Origin of the sequence: Streptomyces sp. QH1-20 (assembly GCF_041283565.1) — a bacterium.
Classification (GTDB): domain Bacteria; phylum Actinomycetota; class Actinomycetes; order Streptomycetales; family Streptomycetaceae; genus Streptomyces; species Streptomyces syringius.
Map to the genome: position 1 here is coordinate 5382976 of NZ_CP166299.1, position 15569 is coordinate 5398544.

Annotated in this window: 14 protein-coding genes and 1 pseudogene; 6 read left to right on the forward strand and 9 right to left on the reverse strand. The window is 72.0% G+C overall.

Annotated features, from left to right (window positions below):
• Nucleotides 1-37 precede the first annotated feature (37 nt).
• Both AB8O64_RS24555 and AB8O64_RS24560 read right to left on the reverse strand, forming a co-directional pair.
• On the reverse strand, nt 38-1021 hold the full coding sequence (locus AB8O64_RS24555) for a helix-turn-helix transcriptional regulator (protein WP_370421427.1): 984 nt from the start codon (nt 1019-1021) through the stop codon (nt 38-40).
• Nucleotides 1021-1902, reverse strand: a complete 882-nt coding sequence (locus tag AB8O64_RS24560) for a DUF4097 domain-containing protein (protein ID WP_370421429.1) — start codon at nt 1900-1902, stop codon at nt 1021-1023. The genes AB8O64_RS24555 and AB8O64_RS24560 overlap by 1 nt, the downstream gene beginning before the upstream one ends.
• Nucleotides 1903-1998: 96 nt before the next feature.
• Here AB8O64_RS24560 and AB8O64_RS24565 point away from each other — a divergent pair, with 96 nt between their 5' ends.
• A complete protein-coding gene (locus AB8O64_RS24565; protein WP_370421430.1) occupies nt 1999-2820 on the forward strand; it encodes a hypothetical protein in 822 nt (273 codons plus the stop codon).
• A gap of 33 nt (nt 2821-2853) precedes the next feature.
• Here AB8O64_RS24565 and AB8O64_RS24570 read toward each other — a convergent pair whose 3' ends face one another.
• Nucleotides 2854-3039: a DUF6104 family protein gene (locus AB8O64_RS24570; RefSeq protein ID WP_301892376.1), complete on the reverse strand. Its 186-nt coding sequence runs from the start codon at nt 3037-3039 to the stop codon at nt 2854-2856.
• 203 nt (nt 3040-3242) lie between these two features.
• Between AB8O64_RS24570 and AB8O64_RS24575 the strand changes: the two genes are divergently transcribed.
• From AB8O64_RS24575 to AB8O64_RS24585, 3 genes are all read left to right on the forward strand, one after another.
• Nucleotides 3243-4469: a helix-turn-helix domain-containing protein gene (locus AB8O64_RS24575; RefSeq protein ID WP_370421432.1), complete on the forward strand. Its 1227-nt coding sequence runs from the start codon at nt 3243-3245 to the stop codon at nt 4467-4469.
• A gap of 122 nt (nt 4470-4591) precedes the next feature.
• Nucleotides 4592-4912: a hypothetical protein gene (locus tag AB8O64_RS24580; protein ID WP_370421433.1), complete on the forward strand. Its 321-nt coding sequence runs from the start codon at nt 4592-4594 to the stop codon at nt 4910-4912.
• Nucleotides 4909-5178, forward strand: coding sequence for a DUF6255 family natural product biosynthesis protein (locus AB8O64_RS24585; protein WP_370421434.1), 270 nt, complete (start codon nt 4909-4911; stop codon nt 5176-5178). The genes AB8O64_RS24580 and AB8O64_RS24585 overlap by 4 nt, the downstream gene beginning before the upstream one ends.
• Before the next feature lie 81 nt (nt 5179-5259).
• On the opposite strand, the gene AB8O64_RS24590 is transcribed toward AB8O64_RS24585, so the two are convergent.
• From AB8O64_RS24590 to AB8O64_RS24605, 4 genes are all read right to left on the reverse strand, one after another.
• Complete coding sequence (locus AB8O64_RS24590) at nt 5260-9069, reverse strand: multifunctional oxoglutarate decarboxylase/oxoglutarate dehydrogenase thiamine pyrophosphate-binding subunit/dihydrolipoyllysine-residue succinyltransferase subunit (RefSeq protein ID WP_370421435.1); 3810 nt, start codon at nt 9067-9069, stop codon at nt 5260-5262.
• Nucleotides 9070-9320: 251 nt separating this feature from the next.
• Complete coding sequence (locus AB8O64_RS24595) at nt 9321-10412, reverse strand: sensor histidine kinase (protein ID WP_370421437.1); 1092 nt, start codon at nt 10410-10412, stop codon at nt 9321-9323.
• Entirely contained in the window at nt 10409-11146 is a 738-nt protein-coding gene (locus AB8O64_RS24600) for a response regulator transcription factor (RefSeq protein ID WP_130879895.1), read from the reverse strand. Before AB8O64_RS24600 ends, AB8O64_RS24595 begins: the two co-directional genes overlap by 4 nt.
• A 76-nt stretch (nt 11147-11222) precedes the next feature.
• Nucleotides 11223-11948, reverse strand: a complete 726-nt coding sequence (locus AB8O64_RS24605) for a spermidine synthase (protein WP_370421438.1) — start codon at nt 11946-11948, stop codon at nt 11223-11225.
• Nucleotides 11949-12168: 220 nt separating this feature from the next.
• Here AB8O64_RS24605 and AB8O64_RS24610 point away from each other — a divergent pair.
• Nucleotides 12169-12831, forward strand: a pseudogene (locus AB8O64_RS24610) (rhomboid-like protein); the annotation flags it as partial.
• Nucleotides 12832-12897: 66 nt separating this feature from the next.
• On the opposite strand, the gene AB8O64_RS24615 reads toward AB8O64_RS24610, so the two are convergent.
• Both AB8O64_RS24615 and AB8O64_RS24620 read right to left on the reverse strand, forming a co-directional pair.
• On the reverse strand, nt 12898-13494 hold the full coding sequence (locus AB8O64_RS24615; RefSeq protein WP_370421440.1) for a maleylpyruvate isomerase N-terminal domain-containing protein: 597 nt from the start codon (nt 13492-13494) through the stop codon (nt 12898-12900).
• Nucleotides 13491-14357, reverse strand: a complete 867-nt coding sequence (locus AB8O64_RS24620) for an NAD(P)-dependent oxidoreductase (RefSeq protein WP_370421442.1) — start codon at nt 14355-14357, stop codon at nt 13491-13493. The genes AB8O64_RS24615 and AB8O64_RS24620 overlap by 4 nt, the downstream gene beginning before the upstream one ends.
• Nucleotides 14358-14477: 120 nt before the next feature.
• On the opposite strand from AB8O64_RS24620, the gene AB8O64_RS24625 reads away from it, so the two are divergent.
• Entirely contained in the window at nt 14478-15467 is a 990-nt protein-coding gene (locus tag AB8O64_RS24625; protein ID WP_370421443.1) for a helix-turn-helix domain-containing protein, read from the forward strand.
• Nucleotides 15468-15569 lie beyond the last annotated feature (102 nt).

A 15569-nucleotide genomic window follows, 5' to 3' on the forward strand; every position in this document is an offset into this window, starting at 1 on the left:
GCCGGCCCGTACGCGTACGGGCCGGCGCGCGGTCGGCTCAGCCCTGAGACTCCGGCTTCAGCAGCGCGTCGATACGGGCGGCCGCCACCGCCAGGTGCCGCCGGGCCGAGGCCAGTTGCTCGGGGGTCACGCCGTGGTCGCGGGCCGCGTCGCGGACGTCGTCACGGAAGCGGTCGAGCAGCCGGTCGAGGTCGCGGGCGGGGTCCTTGGAGAGGGAGTCGTCGGCCGAGGCCCACGCGGGCTCCTGTCGGCCGGGCCCGTCCTCCCGCTCCGCCGTGACGTCGGGCGCGACGTCCGGACCGCGGTGCGTCCGGCCCTGGCCGGCGAGGGCACCGAGCTCCCTGGCGAGCGCGTTGACGCCCTCGACCAGGCCCGTCGGCCAGTCGCCGTGCCGCATGTGCTCGCGGACCTGCTCCTCCACGCGCTCCTTGACGCGCCGCACCTCCTCGCGGGTGCGGTCCTGGGCCTGCTGGGCCTGGTGGCGGGCCTGCTGGGCGTCCTGGCGGGCGCGGCGGGCCTCCTCCTTCGCCCGGCGGGCCTGCTCCCGCCACTCCTCCTTGGCGCGCCGGAACTCCTCCTTCGCCCCCGCGAAGTAGTCGGTGGGCTGGCCCTCGGCCGCCCCGGGGGCGGCCGTACGGGCCCGGAGCGCGGCCTCCCGCATCTCGCGCCGCAGATCACCGGCGGCGCCGCGGACGTCCTCACGGATGTCGGCGGCGAGCGCGGAGACGGACTCGCGGATCTCCAGCTCCAGCTCGGCCAGCTCGCCCCGGCGGTCGGCGAGCTCGGCGCGGCCGGCGTCGGTGAGGGAGTAGACCTTGCGGCCGCCCTCGGTGGTGTGGGTGACGAGGCCCTCGGCCTCCAGCTTGGCCAGCCGCGGATAGACCGTGCCGGCGGACGGCGCGTACAGGCCCTGGAAGCGCTCCTCCAACTGCCGGATGACCTCGTAGCCGTGGCGGGGCGCCTCGTCGAGCAGCTTGAGGAGGTACAGGCGCAGTCGGCCGTGGGCGAAGACGGGAGGCATCAGAGGACCTTTCCCTGAGCGGGGACATCGGCGGGGCCGTTGCCCGGGTCCACGGGCCTGCGCAGCAGCGCGACCGAGCCCGAGACGGTGGTGACCTTGAGCTTGCCGTGCCCGGTGCCGAGCCGGCCGGTGATCTTCCGGGCGCCCCACTGGCCGCTGATCCGCAGGTCCTCGAAGGCGCAGGAGACCTTGCCGCTCGCGGTGCCCGCGTCCACCTCCGCGTCGACGGGGTGCGGCAGCCGGACGGCGACCTCGCCGGAGACGCTGGTGATGTCGAGGTCCGGGCACTGGGCGGTGGGGGAGAGGTCGACCACCACGTCACCGCTGACGGATTCGGCCTTGACGGTGCCGCCGGAGCCGTCGACGAGCGTGAGATCGCCGGAGACGGAGTGGAAGCGCAGATCGCCGCCGAGGGACTGGGCCTCCAGGCGCCCGGTGACGGTCTCGGCCCGTACGGCCCCGGTCAGCCCGACGAGCGTGGTGTCGCCGCCCACCCCGCGGATGTCCGTGGGCCCGGAGATCCCGGAGACGACGGCGCTCGCGGTGACGACGCCGACCTCGACCCGGGTGGCGGCGGGGACGGTCAGGGTGACGGTCGCGGAGCGGCTCCACTCCCGGGGGTCGAACCACGTGAGGAAGTTCTGCCACGGCAGGTCCTCGTAGCCGACGGTGAGCGTGCCCTCCTGGAGACTGACGACGAGTGGCCGGCCGTCGATCTCGGACAGCTCCAGCCGGGCGGGGCCGGTGCCGGCGCCGACGACATTGACCGTGCCGCCCACGAGCCGCACGTTCAGGGCCGTGACCGGCTCCTCGAAGGTGAGCGTCCGTGGGGCGTCGAGTGACCAGTGCGACTGGTCCGTTCGGTCTGACCCATCCGGCATCCCGGGCCTCCTCGCAACATATCGCGTCTATTGGCCAACACGATATATCGCGGTTAGCGGAAGTCAAGTGTCACCCGGGTGGCATAGCGTTGACGCATGTCAGCTACCGATCACCGTCCGGCGGCAGGGGTCCTGCTGCTCTGCCGGGCCGAGCCCGACCGCGTCCGCCCCTCCGCCCAGCTCCTCGGCATGTCCCTGCTCCTCGCCCCGGCGGGCGAGGAATGGAGCGCGCTCGTCCCCGGCGCGGACTCCTGGCGGGACGAGGACGAGGAGCTGTCCGTACTGACGGCCGACTGGGCGCAGGCGCTGACCGTCGCCGAATCATGGCCGGTCGTCGGCCTGTGGTGGGACGGCGCGGAAGCGGGCTTCGTGGTGGCGGCGGCCTTCCGCCGCACGGTCTCGCACACCTGGCACGCGGACGGCACACAGCCGCCCGGCGCGGAGGAGGCCATGACGGCCCTGCGCGCCCGGCTCGGCCTCGACCCCGTGCTCGACGGGGCGGCGCTCGACCGGCTCACCGCGCCGGACCCGGACCTCGACGCGCCCGCCCGCGCACTGGGCCTGGTGGCGGTCCTCGCCCGCGCGGGCCTGCACCTCGCGACGGGCCTCGCGCCGGGCACGGACGCCCCCCTGCTGCGCGAGGCGGCCGCGGCGCTGCCCGCCACCGAAACCGTCGAATGGCCGGGCTGGCGGGAGGCCCTGCGGACTGGGCTTGACGAGTCCGAGCGGGGTGCGCTGGGCGCGTGGTCGCGCGGCCCCAAGGCGCGGGTTCGCGGCGCGGCGGAGATAGCGGCGGGTGTCTCGCTGGCCCTCTGCGCCCGCCGCGCCGGGCGCCGGGGCTGGGCGGCGGCGGGCTGGGCGCTGGCGGCGGATGGGGTACTGACCCTGGCCTACGACCGGTGGCGCGAGCGGATGTAGAACCGGGGCTCCGCCCCGCCTCCCGGTTTGTCCCTACAGGTCGTCGTCGTCCTCGTCGTCCAGGCGGGCCAGCCAGGTCGCCAGGCGCTCCACCGGCACCTCGAAGTCCGGGTTGAGGTCGACGAACTCACGCAGGCGCTCAGCCACCCAGCCGAGGGAGACCTCCTCCTCGCCCCGCCGGTTCTCCAGCTCCTCGATGCCGCGGTCCGTGAAGTACAACGTGATCTCCGTCAGTGATGGTCAGGGGTGGGCGGACGGTCCCGCCCAGGATAGGCGGCGTGCACCCGGCACCCTCGGCCAGGACCTCGCTGCGCCGCTACGACCGGGAGGGCCAGGGTGACTCGAACGCCGACTCGGTACGGCCAAGTGCCCTGTCGGCGTAGCCTCGTTGGGGAGGGATGGTGAGGGTTATGTCATCAGGGTTGGCAGACAACATCCGCAAGTTCCGCCGCGCGGCGGGCCTCAGCCAGGAGGGGCTGGCCCACGAGTCGGGCCTCTCCGTCGGCGTCGTACGCAAGATCGAGCAGGGCGGTGACGCACGCGTCGAGACGTTGCACGCGCTGGCGCGTGCGCTCGGCGTGACGACCTCGGCACTGTTCACGACGGAGGCGCCGGAGCCGGTCGTCGGCGATGAGGCGAACCGGCGCTATCTGGTGGAACTGCGGAAGGCGCTGATGCCGCCGGTCGGACTCGGTGGCACGCCTGTCACCGATCTGGGGGCGGCTGCCGAACTGTCCGTCTTGCGACGGGAGATCGCGGATGGCGACGCGCTCTATCAGGCGGACCGGTACGGCTCTGTCGCGAAGAAGCTTCCCGGTCTGCTCCGGGCCAGCGAAGCGTCCGTGGTCGTCGCAGAGGGCAAGCAGCGGCTGCAGGCAAAGATCGTGCGGGCACACGCGCTGCTGCTGGCGGGAAAATACCTCACACAGGTCCGGCAATACGACATGGCGTACTACGCGCTTGTCGAGGGCATCCGGCTCGCCCGTGAGACGGGCCGGACACTCACCACCGCCACAGGCGTGGTCGGCATGTGCTGGCTGTTGCTGCGCCAGGACCGATTCGACGAGAGCGAAGAACTCGCCGGCGTTACCGCAGCAGAGCTGGAACCCCGCATCTCGGATGCCAGTCCGGGCCATCTGGCCGTTTGGGGAGAGCTGTGGCTACGGGTCGCATCGTCAACCGTGCGCAACAACCGCCCTGACGTGGCCAAGGAAGCGCGCAGAATGGCGGGCACCGCTGCCAGCGCGCTCGGTAGGCAATTCTCGAATTTCGGTCAGAGCTGGGGAAACTTCGGCCCCGTGACAACGGAACTGAAGGTTGTCGAGGACCTGTCGATCGCGGGCGACGCGCGAGGGGTGCTACGCCGCGCCGATGAAGGACCGCTGAGTCAGCGGGCCATCGGCGCATATGGCAGCCCAGGAGTGAACGGCTGGTCGCGCCATCGTCTCGACGTGGCCAAAGCACACGTCTCCCTGGGCTCCCACGAGGACGCCCTGGCGGAACTCAAACAGCTCCGGCACACCTCCGGCGAGTGGCTGAAGCACCAGCCCATGGCTCGCTACGTCATGAGCGACCTCCTTGCGTCACGGAAGCGCACCCTGACTCAGGACATGCGTGACATGGCCTCCCACCTGGGCGTCAGCAGCTAACTACTACGTAGCGTGGTAGTTGGCGTCGCGGTCTCCGCGAACTACCACGTTCCGTGGCTGGTCCGGGATTTCTGGCATCCGTACGTTTCCTTCGTGAGCCAGCGAACGGAAGGCGTTGCGTGATGACGTACAGAAACGGTGCCTACGTCGTGGACATCCGCGACAACAGAATCGCCCAGGTCATCGGGGGGACGGACACCCGCGTACGGGTCCGGACGCCCGGCGGCGGCACGGCGTGGGAGGTCCCCGTCACCGCCCTACGGCTCGCGACCCGCGACGAGCGCAATGCCGCCGGGCTGCGCCCGTACCTGAGCGGGTGTCCCGACTGCGCCGCGCTGGAGGACGCCTGGCGCAAGGCATCGGACGTCGAACGGCCCCAGGCGAGCGCCGACGCCCGTGCACACTGGCTCGCCACCCACGCCACCGTCAGGGCGGACGCATGAGGACCATCGGCCGGATCATGAACAACTGTGCCCACGCCGACGGCTGGACCTCCGTCGGCGGCGAGGAGCGCTGCGACGCCTGCGGCACCCGCCGCTTCACCGATTACGGCGCCCTGCTGCCACCCGGCCTCCCGCAGGCCCGCACCCCCTCCGACAAGGCCCGCGCCCGGTCCGACCACTCGGCGGCCCTGCTGATCTCGCGGACGGCCCACCACCTCAGCCGGTGGATGCCGAGACCGGCGGCACTCGGCGTCGCGGCCGCCTGAGCTGCCGGAACGGGACCGGGCCCCCACCGCCGTCGGTCGGCGGTGGGGGCCCGGTGTCCGTTACCCCAGGGGCGGTCGAGGTCAGATGTCGAAGACCTCGGCGACCAGGGCCGCCTGCTCCGCCTGGTGGCGCTTGGCCGAGCCGACCGCCGGGGAGGAGGAGTGCGAGCGGGAGACCCGCCGCAGTCGCTCCCGGGCCGGGATGTCGGCGCCGACAGCCAGGTCCAGGTGGTCGATCAGGTTGAGCGCGATGAACGGCCAGGCACCCTGGTTCGCCGGCTCCTCCTGGGCCCACACGAACTTCTCGGCGCCCGAGTACTTGGCGATCTCCGCCTGGAGCTCGGCACCCGCGAGCGGGTACAGCCGCTCGATGCGGATGATGGCCGTGTCGTTCGCACCGCGCTTGGTCCGCTCGGCGACGAGGTCGTAGTAGACCTTGCCGGAGCAGAAGACGACCTTGCGCACGTCGTCGGTGGCGACCGTGTCGTCACCGATGACCGGGCGGAAGCTGCCGCTGGTGAACTCGTCCGCCGACGACGCCGCGGCCTTCAGACGCAGCATCGACTTCGGGGTGAAGACGATGAGCGGCTTGTGGTGCGGGTTGTGGACCTGCCAGCGCAGCAGGTGGAAGTAGTTCGACGGCAGGGTCGGCATCGCGACCGTCATGTTGTTCTGCGCGCAGAGCTGGAGGAAGCGCTCGACACGGGCCGAGGAGTGGTCCGGGCCCTGGCCCTCGTAGCCGTGCGGCAGCAGCAGCGTGACGCCGGAGGTCTGGCCCCACTTCTGCTCGGAGGAGGAGATGAACTCGTCGACGATGCTCTGGGCGCCGTTGACGAAGTCACCGAACTGGGCCTCCCACAGCACCAGGGACTCCGGGCGGGCCAGCGAGTAGCCGTACTCGAAGCCCATCGCCGCGTACTCGCTGAGCAGCGAGTCGTAGACGTTGTACCGGGCCTGGTCCTCGGAGAGGTACATCAGCGGGGTGTAGTCCTCGCCGGTCTCCCGGTCGACGAGCACCGCGTGACGCTGGCCGAACGTGCCGCGGCGGGAGTCCTGGCCGGCGAGCCGGACCGGGGTGCCCTCCATCAGCAGCGAGCCGAAGGCGAGGGTCTCGCCCATGGCCCAGTCGATCGTGCCGTCCTCGACGCTGGCCGCGCGGCGCTGCAGCTGGGGCAGCAGCCGCGGGTGCACGGTGACGTGCTCGGGCAGGTTGACCTGCGACTCGGCGATCCGCTTGACGACCTCCTGGGAGATCGCGGTGTTCACCGGGACCGGGAACTCGGCCTGCGCGGTCGGGACCTCGGCGGCGGTCGGCGCGGACGTCGCCTCGCGGACCTCGGTGAAGACCTTCTCCAGCTGACCCTGGTAGTCCTGCAGGGCCTGCTCGGCCTCTTCCAGGGTGATGTCGCCGCGACCGATGAGGGACTCGGTGTAGAGCTTGCGCACCGAGCGCTTCTTGTCGATCAGGTCGTACATCAGCGGCTGGGTGAACGAGGGGTTGTCGGCCTCGTTGTGACCCCGGCGGCGGTAGCAGATCAGATCGATGACGACGTCCTTGTTGAACGCCTGGCGGAACTCGAAGGCGAGCCGCGCGACGCGGACCACGGCCTCCGGGTCGTCACCGTTCACATGGAAGATCGGCGCTTCGATCATCCGGGCGACGTCGGTGCAGTACATCGACGAGCGCGAGGACTCCGGGGCGGCGGTGAAGCCGACCTGGTTGTTGATCACGATGTGCACGGTGCCGCCGGTGCGGTAGCCGCGCAGCTGCGACATGTTGAGCGTCTCGGCCACGACGCCCTGGCCCGCGAAGGCCGCGTCGCCGTGCAGCTGGACGGGCAGGACCGTGAAGTCCGTGCCGCCCTTGTTGATGACGTCCTGCTTGGCGCGGGCGATGCCCTCGACGACCGGGTCGACGGTCTCCAGGTGGGACGGGTTGGCGGCCAGCGAGACCTGGATCTGCTCGCCGTCGAGACCGGTGAAGGTGCCCTCGGCGCCCAGGTGGTACTTCACGTCGCCGGAGCCGTGCATCGACTTCGGGTCGAGGTTGCCCTCGAACTCGCGGAAGATCTGCGCGTACGACTTGCCGACGATGTTGGCCAGCACGTTCAGCCGGCCGCGGTGGGCCATGCCGATGACGACCTCGTCCAGGCGCGACTCGGCGGCCGAGTCGAGCACGGCGTCGAGCAGCGGGATGACGGACTCGCCGCCCTCCAGCGAGAAGCGCTTCTGGCCGACGTACTTCGTCTGCAGGAAGGTCTCGAAGGCCTCCGCCGCGTTCAGCCGGCGCAGGATGCGCAGCTGCTCCTCGCGCTCGGGCTTGGAGTGGCCGCGCTCGACACGGTCCTGGATCCACTTGCGCTGCTTGGGGTCCTGGATGTGCATGAACTCGATGCCGGTGGTGCGGCAGTACGAGTCGCGCAGCACGCCGAGGATGTCGCGCAGCTTCATCATCGCCTTGCCGGCGAAGCCGCCGACCGCGAACTCGCGCTCCAGGTCCCACAGGGTGAGGCCGTGCTCGGTGATGTCGAGGTCGGGGTGCTTGCGCTGGCGGTACTCCAGCGGGTCGGTGTCGGCCATGACGTGGCCGCGGACCCGGTAGGAGTGGATCAGCTCGAAGACCCGGGCGGCCTTGGTGACGTCGTCGTCGTGGGAGACGTCGATGTCACGCAGCCAGCGGACCGGCTCGTAGGGGATCCGCAGCGCCTCGAAGATCTCGTCGTAGAAGTCACCCTCGCCGAGCAGCAGCTGGCTCATGACGCGCAGGAACTCGCCGGAGGCGGCGCCCTGGATCACGCGGTGGTCGTACGTCGAGGTCAGGGTCATGACCTTGGAGATGCCCAGCTTGTTCAGGGCGTCCTGGGAGGTGCCCTGGAACTCGGCGGGGTAGTCCATCGCGCCGACGCCGAGGATGAGGCCCTGGCCGGGCATCAGACGCGGCACGGAGTGCACGGTGCCGATGCCGCCGGGGTTCGTCAGCGAGGCGGTGACCCCGGTGAAGTCGTCCATCGTCAGCTTGCCGACACGGGCCCGGCGGACGATGTCCTCGTAGGCCTGCCAGAACTCGAAGAAGTTGAGCGTCTCGGCCTTCTTGATGGCCGCGACGACCAGCTGGCGGTCGCCGTTCGGCTTCACCAGGTCGATGGCGAGGCCGAGGTTGACGTGCGCCGGCTTGACCAGCGTCGGCTTGCCGTCCTTCTCCGCGAAGGAGTAGTTCATCGACGGCATGGCCTTGAGGGCCTGCACCATCGCGAAGCCGATGAGGTGGGTGAAGGAGACCTTCCCGCCCCGGGCGCGCTTGAGGTGGTTGTTGATGACGATGCGGTTGTCGAACAGCAGCTTCACCGGGACGGCGCGGACGGACGTGGCCGTCGGCAGCTCCAGCGAGGCGTTCATGTTCTTGGCGACCGCGGCGGACGGACCGCGCAGCGTCACGAACTCGGGACCCTGCGGGGCCTCGGCCGCGGGGGCCTCGGACGCAGGAGCCTTCGCAGGCGCCGCCTTGGCGGGAGCCTGCGCGGCGGGCTTCGCCGCGGCCGGCTGGGCAGCCGGTGCCGGAGCGGCCTGGGCGGGCTTGGCGGCCTGCGGAGCAGGCGCGGCAGGCGCTGCCGGGGCAGCGGCGGCGGGCTTGCCCTGCGGGGCAGCCGGCGCGGCGGGCGCGGCACCCGGGGGGGCGGGCGGGGCGGCGGCTGCCGACCCCGTGTCCTTCCCGGGCTTGTAGTCGGCGAAGAAGTCCCACCAGGCTCGGTCGACCGAGTTCGGGTCCTGGAGGTACTGCTGGTAGATCTCGTCGACGAGCCACTCATTGGGACCGAAGACGTCGGCAGGGCTCTTGCCCTGCCCGTCTTGGTCGGTCGAGACGCTCGAGGTGTTGGGGGACTGTGGCGACACGGCGGCAACCGCCCTCTTCCGCTTCACAAGGTGATGGACAGCGGGAATAAAGGCTACGCCTGTCAGGGCACTCTATGCAGGCCACCCCGGCCAGTCGTCGCCTAAGTCACATTCATCGACGGGTTTCGGGGCATGACATGGCGGGAAGCAGACGGGGTTCCGCTTCTCCCGCTGGCTTCCAGGTTCGCCGAGTCCTGCCCACATTCCGCTGAATGTGTGCTTCCACCACCGACCCTACGTCAAGTCGCTTCTCAAGGTCCGCCCGGAAGAGTGACCCGGATGCGGCAACCGCGTGGTGATTCGGCCACGCCGATGCTGCCGCCGTGCAGATCGACCGCCCAGCGGGCGATGGCCAGGCCCAGGCCCGTACCCCCGTCGCTGTCCGGACCCTGCTGGCCGGAGCTGCCCCGGTTGAAGCGCTCGAAGACCCGGTGCCGCTCGGACTCGGGGATGCCCGGACCCTCGTCCACGACCTCCAGGTCCAGCGACTGCGGCCCCTCGCCCCGGCGGGCGCGGACCGTGACCCGGCCGTGCCGGGGGCTGTGCTTGACGGCGTTGTCGACCAGATTGGCCACCACCTGGTGCAGCCGCTCGGCGTCCGCGTGCGCGGTCAGCTCCGGCGGCTGGACGTCCAGATGCAGATGCACGTCCTTGCGGGCGCGCGGTGAGGTGCCGGCCGCCATGCTGGCCTCCTTCAGCACCCCCGCCAGATACGGCCAGACCTCGAAGCGCCGCGCGTGCAGCGGCACCACGCCGTTGTCCAGCCGGGACAGGTCCAGCAGCTGCTCCACCAGCCGCCCCAGCCGCTCCGTCTGGCGCAGCGCGGTGCGCATCGTCTCCGGATCGGCGGCCGAGACGCCGTCCACCACGTTCTCCAGCACCGCCCGCAGCCCCGCGATCGGGGTGCGCAGCTCGTGCGAGACGTTGGCGACCAGCTCCTTGCGGTGGGTGTCGACCGCCTCCAGGTCGGCCGCCATCCGGTTGAAGGCCTTGGCCAGGTCCCCGAACTCGTCACGCCGCCCGCCGCCGACCCGCCGGGTGTAGTCACCGTGCGCCATCGACCGGGTGACCTCGGTCATCTCGTCCAGCGGCGCGGTCAGCCCGTGCGCCACGAACTGGGTTATCAGCAGCGAGGCGATGATCGAGAAGATCGTGATGACCCGCAGCTCGGTGGCCGAGTGGATCGCGACGAAGACCAGGAAGGTCGTGATGACCACCGAGCCGATGACGAGCGCGCCCAGCGCCGCCTTCACCGACCGGTAGGGGTCCAGCGGGCGCAACGCCGCCCAGACGCGGCTCCACAGGCCCGGCCGACGGCCGTCGCCGACTCGGGGGCCGGTCATGCCGCCGGGGTCTCCAGCGCGTACCCGACGCCGTGGACGGTGCGGATCCGCTCCGCCCCGATCTTCCGGCGCAGCGCCTTGATGTGACTGTCCACGGTCCGGGTGCCGGAGGCGTCGGCCCAGTCCCACACCTCGGCGAGCAGCTGCTCGCGGGAGAGGACCGCGCGCGGGGTGTTGGCCAGACAGACCAGCAGGTCGAACTCGGTGGGCGTCAGATGCACGTCCGTGCCCCGTACGCGCACTCTTCGCTGCGCGTGGTCGATCTCCAGCTCGCCCAGGCGCAGGATGCCGCTGCGCGGGGTGTGCGCGGCGAGCGCGGCCCGCTCCACCCGCCGCAGCAGGACGTGCACCCGCGCCGCCAGCTCGCGCATCGAGAACGGCTTGGTCATGTAGTCGTCGGCGCCCACGCCCAGCCCGACCAGCATGTCGGTCTCGTCGTCCCGGGCCGTGAGCATCAGTACCGGTACCGGACGCTGTGCCTGCACCCGGCGGCAGACCTCCAGGCCGTCGAAGCCCGGCAGCATCACGTCCAGCACCAGCAGATCCGGCTGCCAGGCCTCGGCGGCGTCGACCGCCGCCGGGCCGTCGCCGGCGGTCCGTACCTGAAATCCCTCGGCCCGCAGCCGGGCCGCGATCGCGTCGACGATCGTCCGGTCGTCCTCGACGACCAGGACCCGCCGCTGTGCCCCGGCGGAGGCTGTGGTGCCGCTCGGGCCGATGTGTGTGTGCTCCATGCGCCCCGCCCCTAGCGTCTTCCTGTGCCTCGTTGCGACTGTGGCAAGCAGGGTACGGGCAGGTGACGGCGGACGGCTACGCGGCCTTGACCGCGAGGTGAACGACGTCGGGGACGCCCCGGGCAACGGTGATCTCTTCGGTTCTAACCCCGGCGAACCCGGCATTCCGGAGGGCGTTCTCGAACTCCGCGGAGGGCTGCGCGGACCAGACGGCGAGCACCCCGCCGGGTGTCAGCCGCGCCCGGCAGGCCGCGAGACCGGTGGGGGAGTAGAGACCGCCGTTGTCCTCCGTGACGGTCCAGCCGGGGCCGTTGTCGATGTCGAGACACAGCGCGTCGTAGGTCGCGTCGGCGGTGCGGAGGTGAGCGACGAGGTCGGTGTGGAGGAGCTCCGTACGCGGGTCGGCGAGGGCGTCGGCGGAGATCGCGGCGAGCGGGCCGGTGCGGTGCCAGTCGATCACCGCGCCCTCCCGCTCGACGACCGTGACGCGCCCCCAGCGCGGCTCCGCGGCCGCGTGCGCGAGCGAGAAGCCCACCCCGAGCCCGCCGATCAGGACGGCCGGGTCCGGGCGCCCGGCGGGCAGGGCGGCGAGCGCGGCGTCGACCAGCAGCCGCTCGGAACGGCCGTCGGAGGTGTCCATCAGGAAGCAGCCGTTGGCGATGATCTCGTAGACCGCGCCGGTCGCCCCGCCACCGCCGCCGCGCCGTCTGAGCACCACCTCGCCGTACGGTCCCTCACGGCGCTCGACGGTGACGGGCGCGGTCTCGCTGTCGTGGTCGTACCGGACGTACGGGACGGTCATGCGGGCCTCCGGGAGGGCGGTGATGCTCGGCGGACGCAGTGCGCGGTTATTCGGTTGACAGGGGTGACAGGGGTCACTGCCGGAGGTGATCCGGCAGGCCACGGCGCACCTTAGTGTTCATGGGGCGACCGATGCGCGGCCTTTTCCGAGGGGCCTGCCGCACGGCCGCCGCGCATACCCAGGAGAGCCCGGTGGAAAGGGGCCCGGCCGAGTGACCGTGGTGGATCCCGCCGATGATTCGGCCCCCGGCGCGCGGACCGCGAGCGGCGGGGCACGTTCCCGGCAGCCGTCCCGCCTCCGCCGCCTCGCACGGCTGCTGCCCACCCCCGTCGGCACGCCGTTCACGTTCGGCTACGGCGTGATCCTGCTCAGCACCGCCCTCTACACCGACTTCGGTGACCAGGCGACGGTCGACCGGCTGCTCCGCGAGTCCAGCACCGACGCGGCGCACCTCGCCGAGCAGCCACTGTTCGTCCTCGTGGCCAGCGCCCTGTGGATCGCGGGCGGGATCTATTCGTTCTACGGCGTGGCCTTCCTGCTCGTCGTCACCGCGCTGGAGCGGCGGGTCGGCGGGGCGCGTGCCGCCGGGGTCTTCCTGCTCGGCCATGTGCTGGCCACGCTCGCGACCGAGCTTCCGGTGGCGGGCGCCGTCGCCATGGGCCGGCTGCCCGCGGCCTCGATGCACCGCCTGGACTACGGCATCAGCTTCGGGCTGATGGCGTGCGTCGGCGCGCTGTCCGGGCTGCTGCGGCCCCGGTGGAAGTGGCCCCTGCTCGGTGCGGCGGGCGCGATGTGCGCCCAGGACCTGATCGAACTCGTCGACCCCCTCGCGAGCTGGGGTCACCCCATCGCCCTGCTGACCGGGCTGGCCTGTGTGCCCCTGGTCCGCGACGCGGCCGGGCGCAAGAGCGCCGGTGCCGGTCAGGGTGCCGGCCCGGGCGCCGCGCTCTCAGCGGACCGCGCCGTCCCACTGCCACTGTTCCCGCCGTGGCTGCCCCGGCAGTACGCCCCGGCCCGTGCACCACAGGAGGGTGCGGCCGGGGGCATGGCCTTCCGGGGCGTCGGGGAAGAGCCGTCCTATGGCGGGCGCGCAGAGGCCGTCGGGCGGGCTCCAGTCCAGCCCGAGGCCGCGCGCCACGTCATGGGTGTGGACGACGGTCTCCACCACGCCCATCGCGGCGAAGCCGGGCCCGTCGGAGTGGCCCCACGGGTGCCAGGCGCGGTCCCCCGCCCCCGCACCCCGGACGGTGCCGGCGAGCAGCGACGCCGCGATGCGGATGCCCTCCAGACGGGCTGAGACCGGGGCCTTCGGGTCCAGCGAGGCGAAGAGCGCGATGTAGCGGTCGGCCGGCTTCGCGGTGAGCAGCCCCGCGTAGCCGACGAGGCCGAGCGCCAGGTGGTCGAGCGTCGCGTGACAGGACCAGTCCAGGCCCCCGGCGGGCACGGACCAGTCCTTCGCCGCGGCCCCCTCCAGGACGGCGGTGCACTCCTCGGCCGCCGCGACGACAAGAGAGGCCCACGCCGCGGTGGACTCCGGTGCGCTCATGCCCGGCCCCCCTCGCGGACGACCTCGACCAGCCGCGCGTAGCTGTCGCCGCCGTGGCCCGCGGCGACCGCACGGGCGACGAACGCCTTCAGCAGCAGCGGCAGCCCGACGTCCAGGCCGGCCGCCTCGCTCGCGTGCACGAGGTGGTCCATCGACGCGAGGTGGATGTCCAAGGTGGCGTCGTCGCCCGGGTAGTGACCGGCGTCGATCTGGGGCGCGTAGGTGCTCATGAACCCGGTGACGGCGGTCAGCCAGCGGATCGCCACCGGCGTGAAGTCCCCCGCCGGCACCCCCTCGGAGCCGGTCAGCGCGGCGCCGTGCAGCCAGCCGCTGAGCGCCGACCACATCAGGCCGAGCAGAGCCGTGTCGTAGAGCGAGGCGAGGCCCGGGTCCGCGCCGAGGTCCAGGGGGTCGCCCAGGCTCGCCAGCGTGGCCCGGTGCGCGGCGAACGCGGTCGGCGAGCCGCTGTAGAGCAGCATGAACTCCGCGCTCCCGATGCCCGGCGGGGTCGTCATGATCGCCCCGTCGAGATAGCCGACGCCGTGCTCCGCCGCCCACGCGGCACCGGCCCTGGCCTGCTCGGGCGTGCCGGAGGTGAGGTTGACGAGGGTGCGGCCGGCGAGGTCGCCCACGACGGGGTCGAGGACGGCGTGGACGTCGTCGTAGGTCGTCACGCAGATCACGACCAGCTCGCTCGCGGTGACCGCGTCGCGTACCGACTCCGCGCGGACGGCCCCCCGTGCGACGAGGGCGTCGGCCCTGGCGGCCGAGCGGTTCCAGACGGTGGTCGGGTGACCGGCCTTCAGGAAGGCGTCGGCCAGCGCCGTGCCCATCGAACCCAGGCCGAGAACGGTCACACTCATGTGTTGCTCCCCGTGTGTCGCAGAAGTCGATCAAGTGGGACCACGCTCGCACCGCCCGCCGGACCCCGACAGTGGCAGAACTGACGGCTGTCGAAAAATTCCTGCCATACGCTGCCGGTCATGAGCGCTGGTTCCGTGGCCGTGGCCGTGATCGACGACGATGTCCCCTTCTGGGACCTGTACGAACTGGGGGTCGTCTGCACGGTCTTCGGCATCCCGCACCACGACCTGGCCGACCCCTGGTACGACCTGCGGCTCTGCTCGGCCGGCGGTGACTCGGCCCAGGCCGCGACCGGCGCGGGCGGCTTCGCGCTGCGCACCCCGCACGGGCTGGACGCCCTGGCCGGCGCGGACACCGTGATCGTCCCCTCGGTGCCGGAAGCCTGCGTCGACGGCGATCGCGAGCTCCCCGCGGAACTCCTCACCGCGCTGCGCCGGGCCGCCGACGGCGGCGCCCGCATGGTGTCCCTGTGCGCCGGCGCCTTCGCGCTCGCCGCCGCCGGGATCCTCGACGGCCGCCGCGCCACCGCCCACTGGCTGCACACCGAGGAGCTGGCGCGGCGGTACCCCGAGGTCGACGTCGACGACTCGGTCCTCTACGTGGACGACGGCGACGTCCTCACCAGCGCCGGGGTCACCGCCGGGCTCGACCTGTGCCTGCACCTGGTCCGCCGCGACCTCGGCGCGCACGTCGCCAACCAACTGGCCCGCCGTCTGGTCGTCCCCGCGCACCGGCCCGGCGGCCAGGCGCAGTACGTCGACCTCTCCGTCCCCGCCGCCGACGACGAGGGCCTCGCGCCCGTACTCCAGTGGGCCACCGGCCACCTGGACCGGCCGCTGACCGTCGACGACCTGGCCCGGCGCGCCGGGATGAGCCCCCGGACCTTCTTCCGCCGTCTCCAGGCCGCCACCGGCACCACCCCGCTGCAATGGCTGCTCACCCAGCGGCTCGCCCGGGCCCAGTCGCTGCTGGAGTCGACCGGGCTGCCGGTCGAGCGGATCAGCGAGCTGAGCGGGCTGGGCACCGGGGCCAATCTGCGCCGCCACTTCACCCTGCACTTCGGCATCACGCCGACGGACTACCGGCGGGCCTTCCCGGCGGCGGGGTGACCCCCTGCCACGTGATCGCTGAGAGCGAACAGAAACCCAGGACGCTCGGGGAACACCATCGGCATCAGAAGCATTGAGTCGGTATAACTCAACTTGCCTGCC

Excerpts from the sequence above, each read along its gene's own strand:
- AB8O64_RS24555 (WP_370421427.1), bottom strand. The coding sequence starts at position 1,021 with ATGCCTCCCGTCTTCGCCCACGGCCGACTGCGCCTGTACCTCCTCAAG.
- AB8O64_RS24560 (WP_370421429.1), bottom strand. The coding sequence starts at position 1,902 with ATGCCGGATGGGTCAGACCGAACGGACCAGTCGCACTGGTCACTCGAC.
- AB8O64_RS24565 (WP_370421430.1), top strand. The coding sequence starts at position 1,999 with ATGTCAGCTACCGATCACCGTCCGGCGGCAGGGGTCCTGCTGCTCTGC.
- AB8O64_RS24580 (WP_370421433.1), top strand. The coding sequence starts at position 4,592 with ATGACGTACAGAAACGGTGCCTACGTCGTGGACATCCGCGACAACAGA.
- AB8O64_RS24585 (WP_370421434.1), top strand. The coding sequence starts at position 4,909 with ATGAGGACCATCGGCCGGATCATGAACAACTGTGCCCACGCCGACGGC.
- AB8O64_RS24595 (WP_370421437.1), bottom strand. The coding sequence starts at position 10,412 with ATGACCGGCCCCCGAGTCGGCGACGGCCGTCGGCCGGGCCTGTGGAGC.
- AB8O64_RS24600 (WP_130879895.1), bottom strand. The coding sequence starts at position 11,146 with ATGGAGCACACACACATCGGCCCGAGCGGCACCACAGCCTCCGCCGGG.
- AB8O64_RS24605 (WP_370421438.1), bottom strand. The coding sequence starts at position 11,948 with ATGACCGTCCCGTACGTCCGGTACGACCACGACAGCGAGACCGCGCCC.
- AB8O64_RS24615 (WP_370421440.1), bottom strand. The coding sequence starts at position 13,494 with ATGAGCGCACCGGAGTCCACCGCGGCGTGGGCCTCTCTTGTCGTCGCG.
- AB8O64_RS24620 (WP_370421442.1), bottom strand. The coding sequence starts at position 14,357 with ATGAGTGTGACCGTTCTCGGCCTGGGTTCGATGGGCACGGCGCTGGCC.
- AB8O64_RS24625 (WP_370421443.1), top strand. The coding sequence starts at position 14,478 with ATGAGCGCTGGTTCCGTGGCCGTGGCCGTGATCGACGACGATGTCCCC.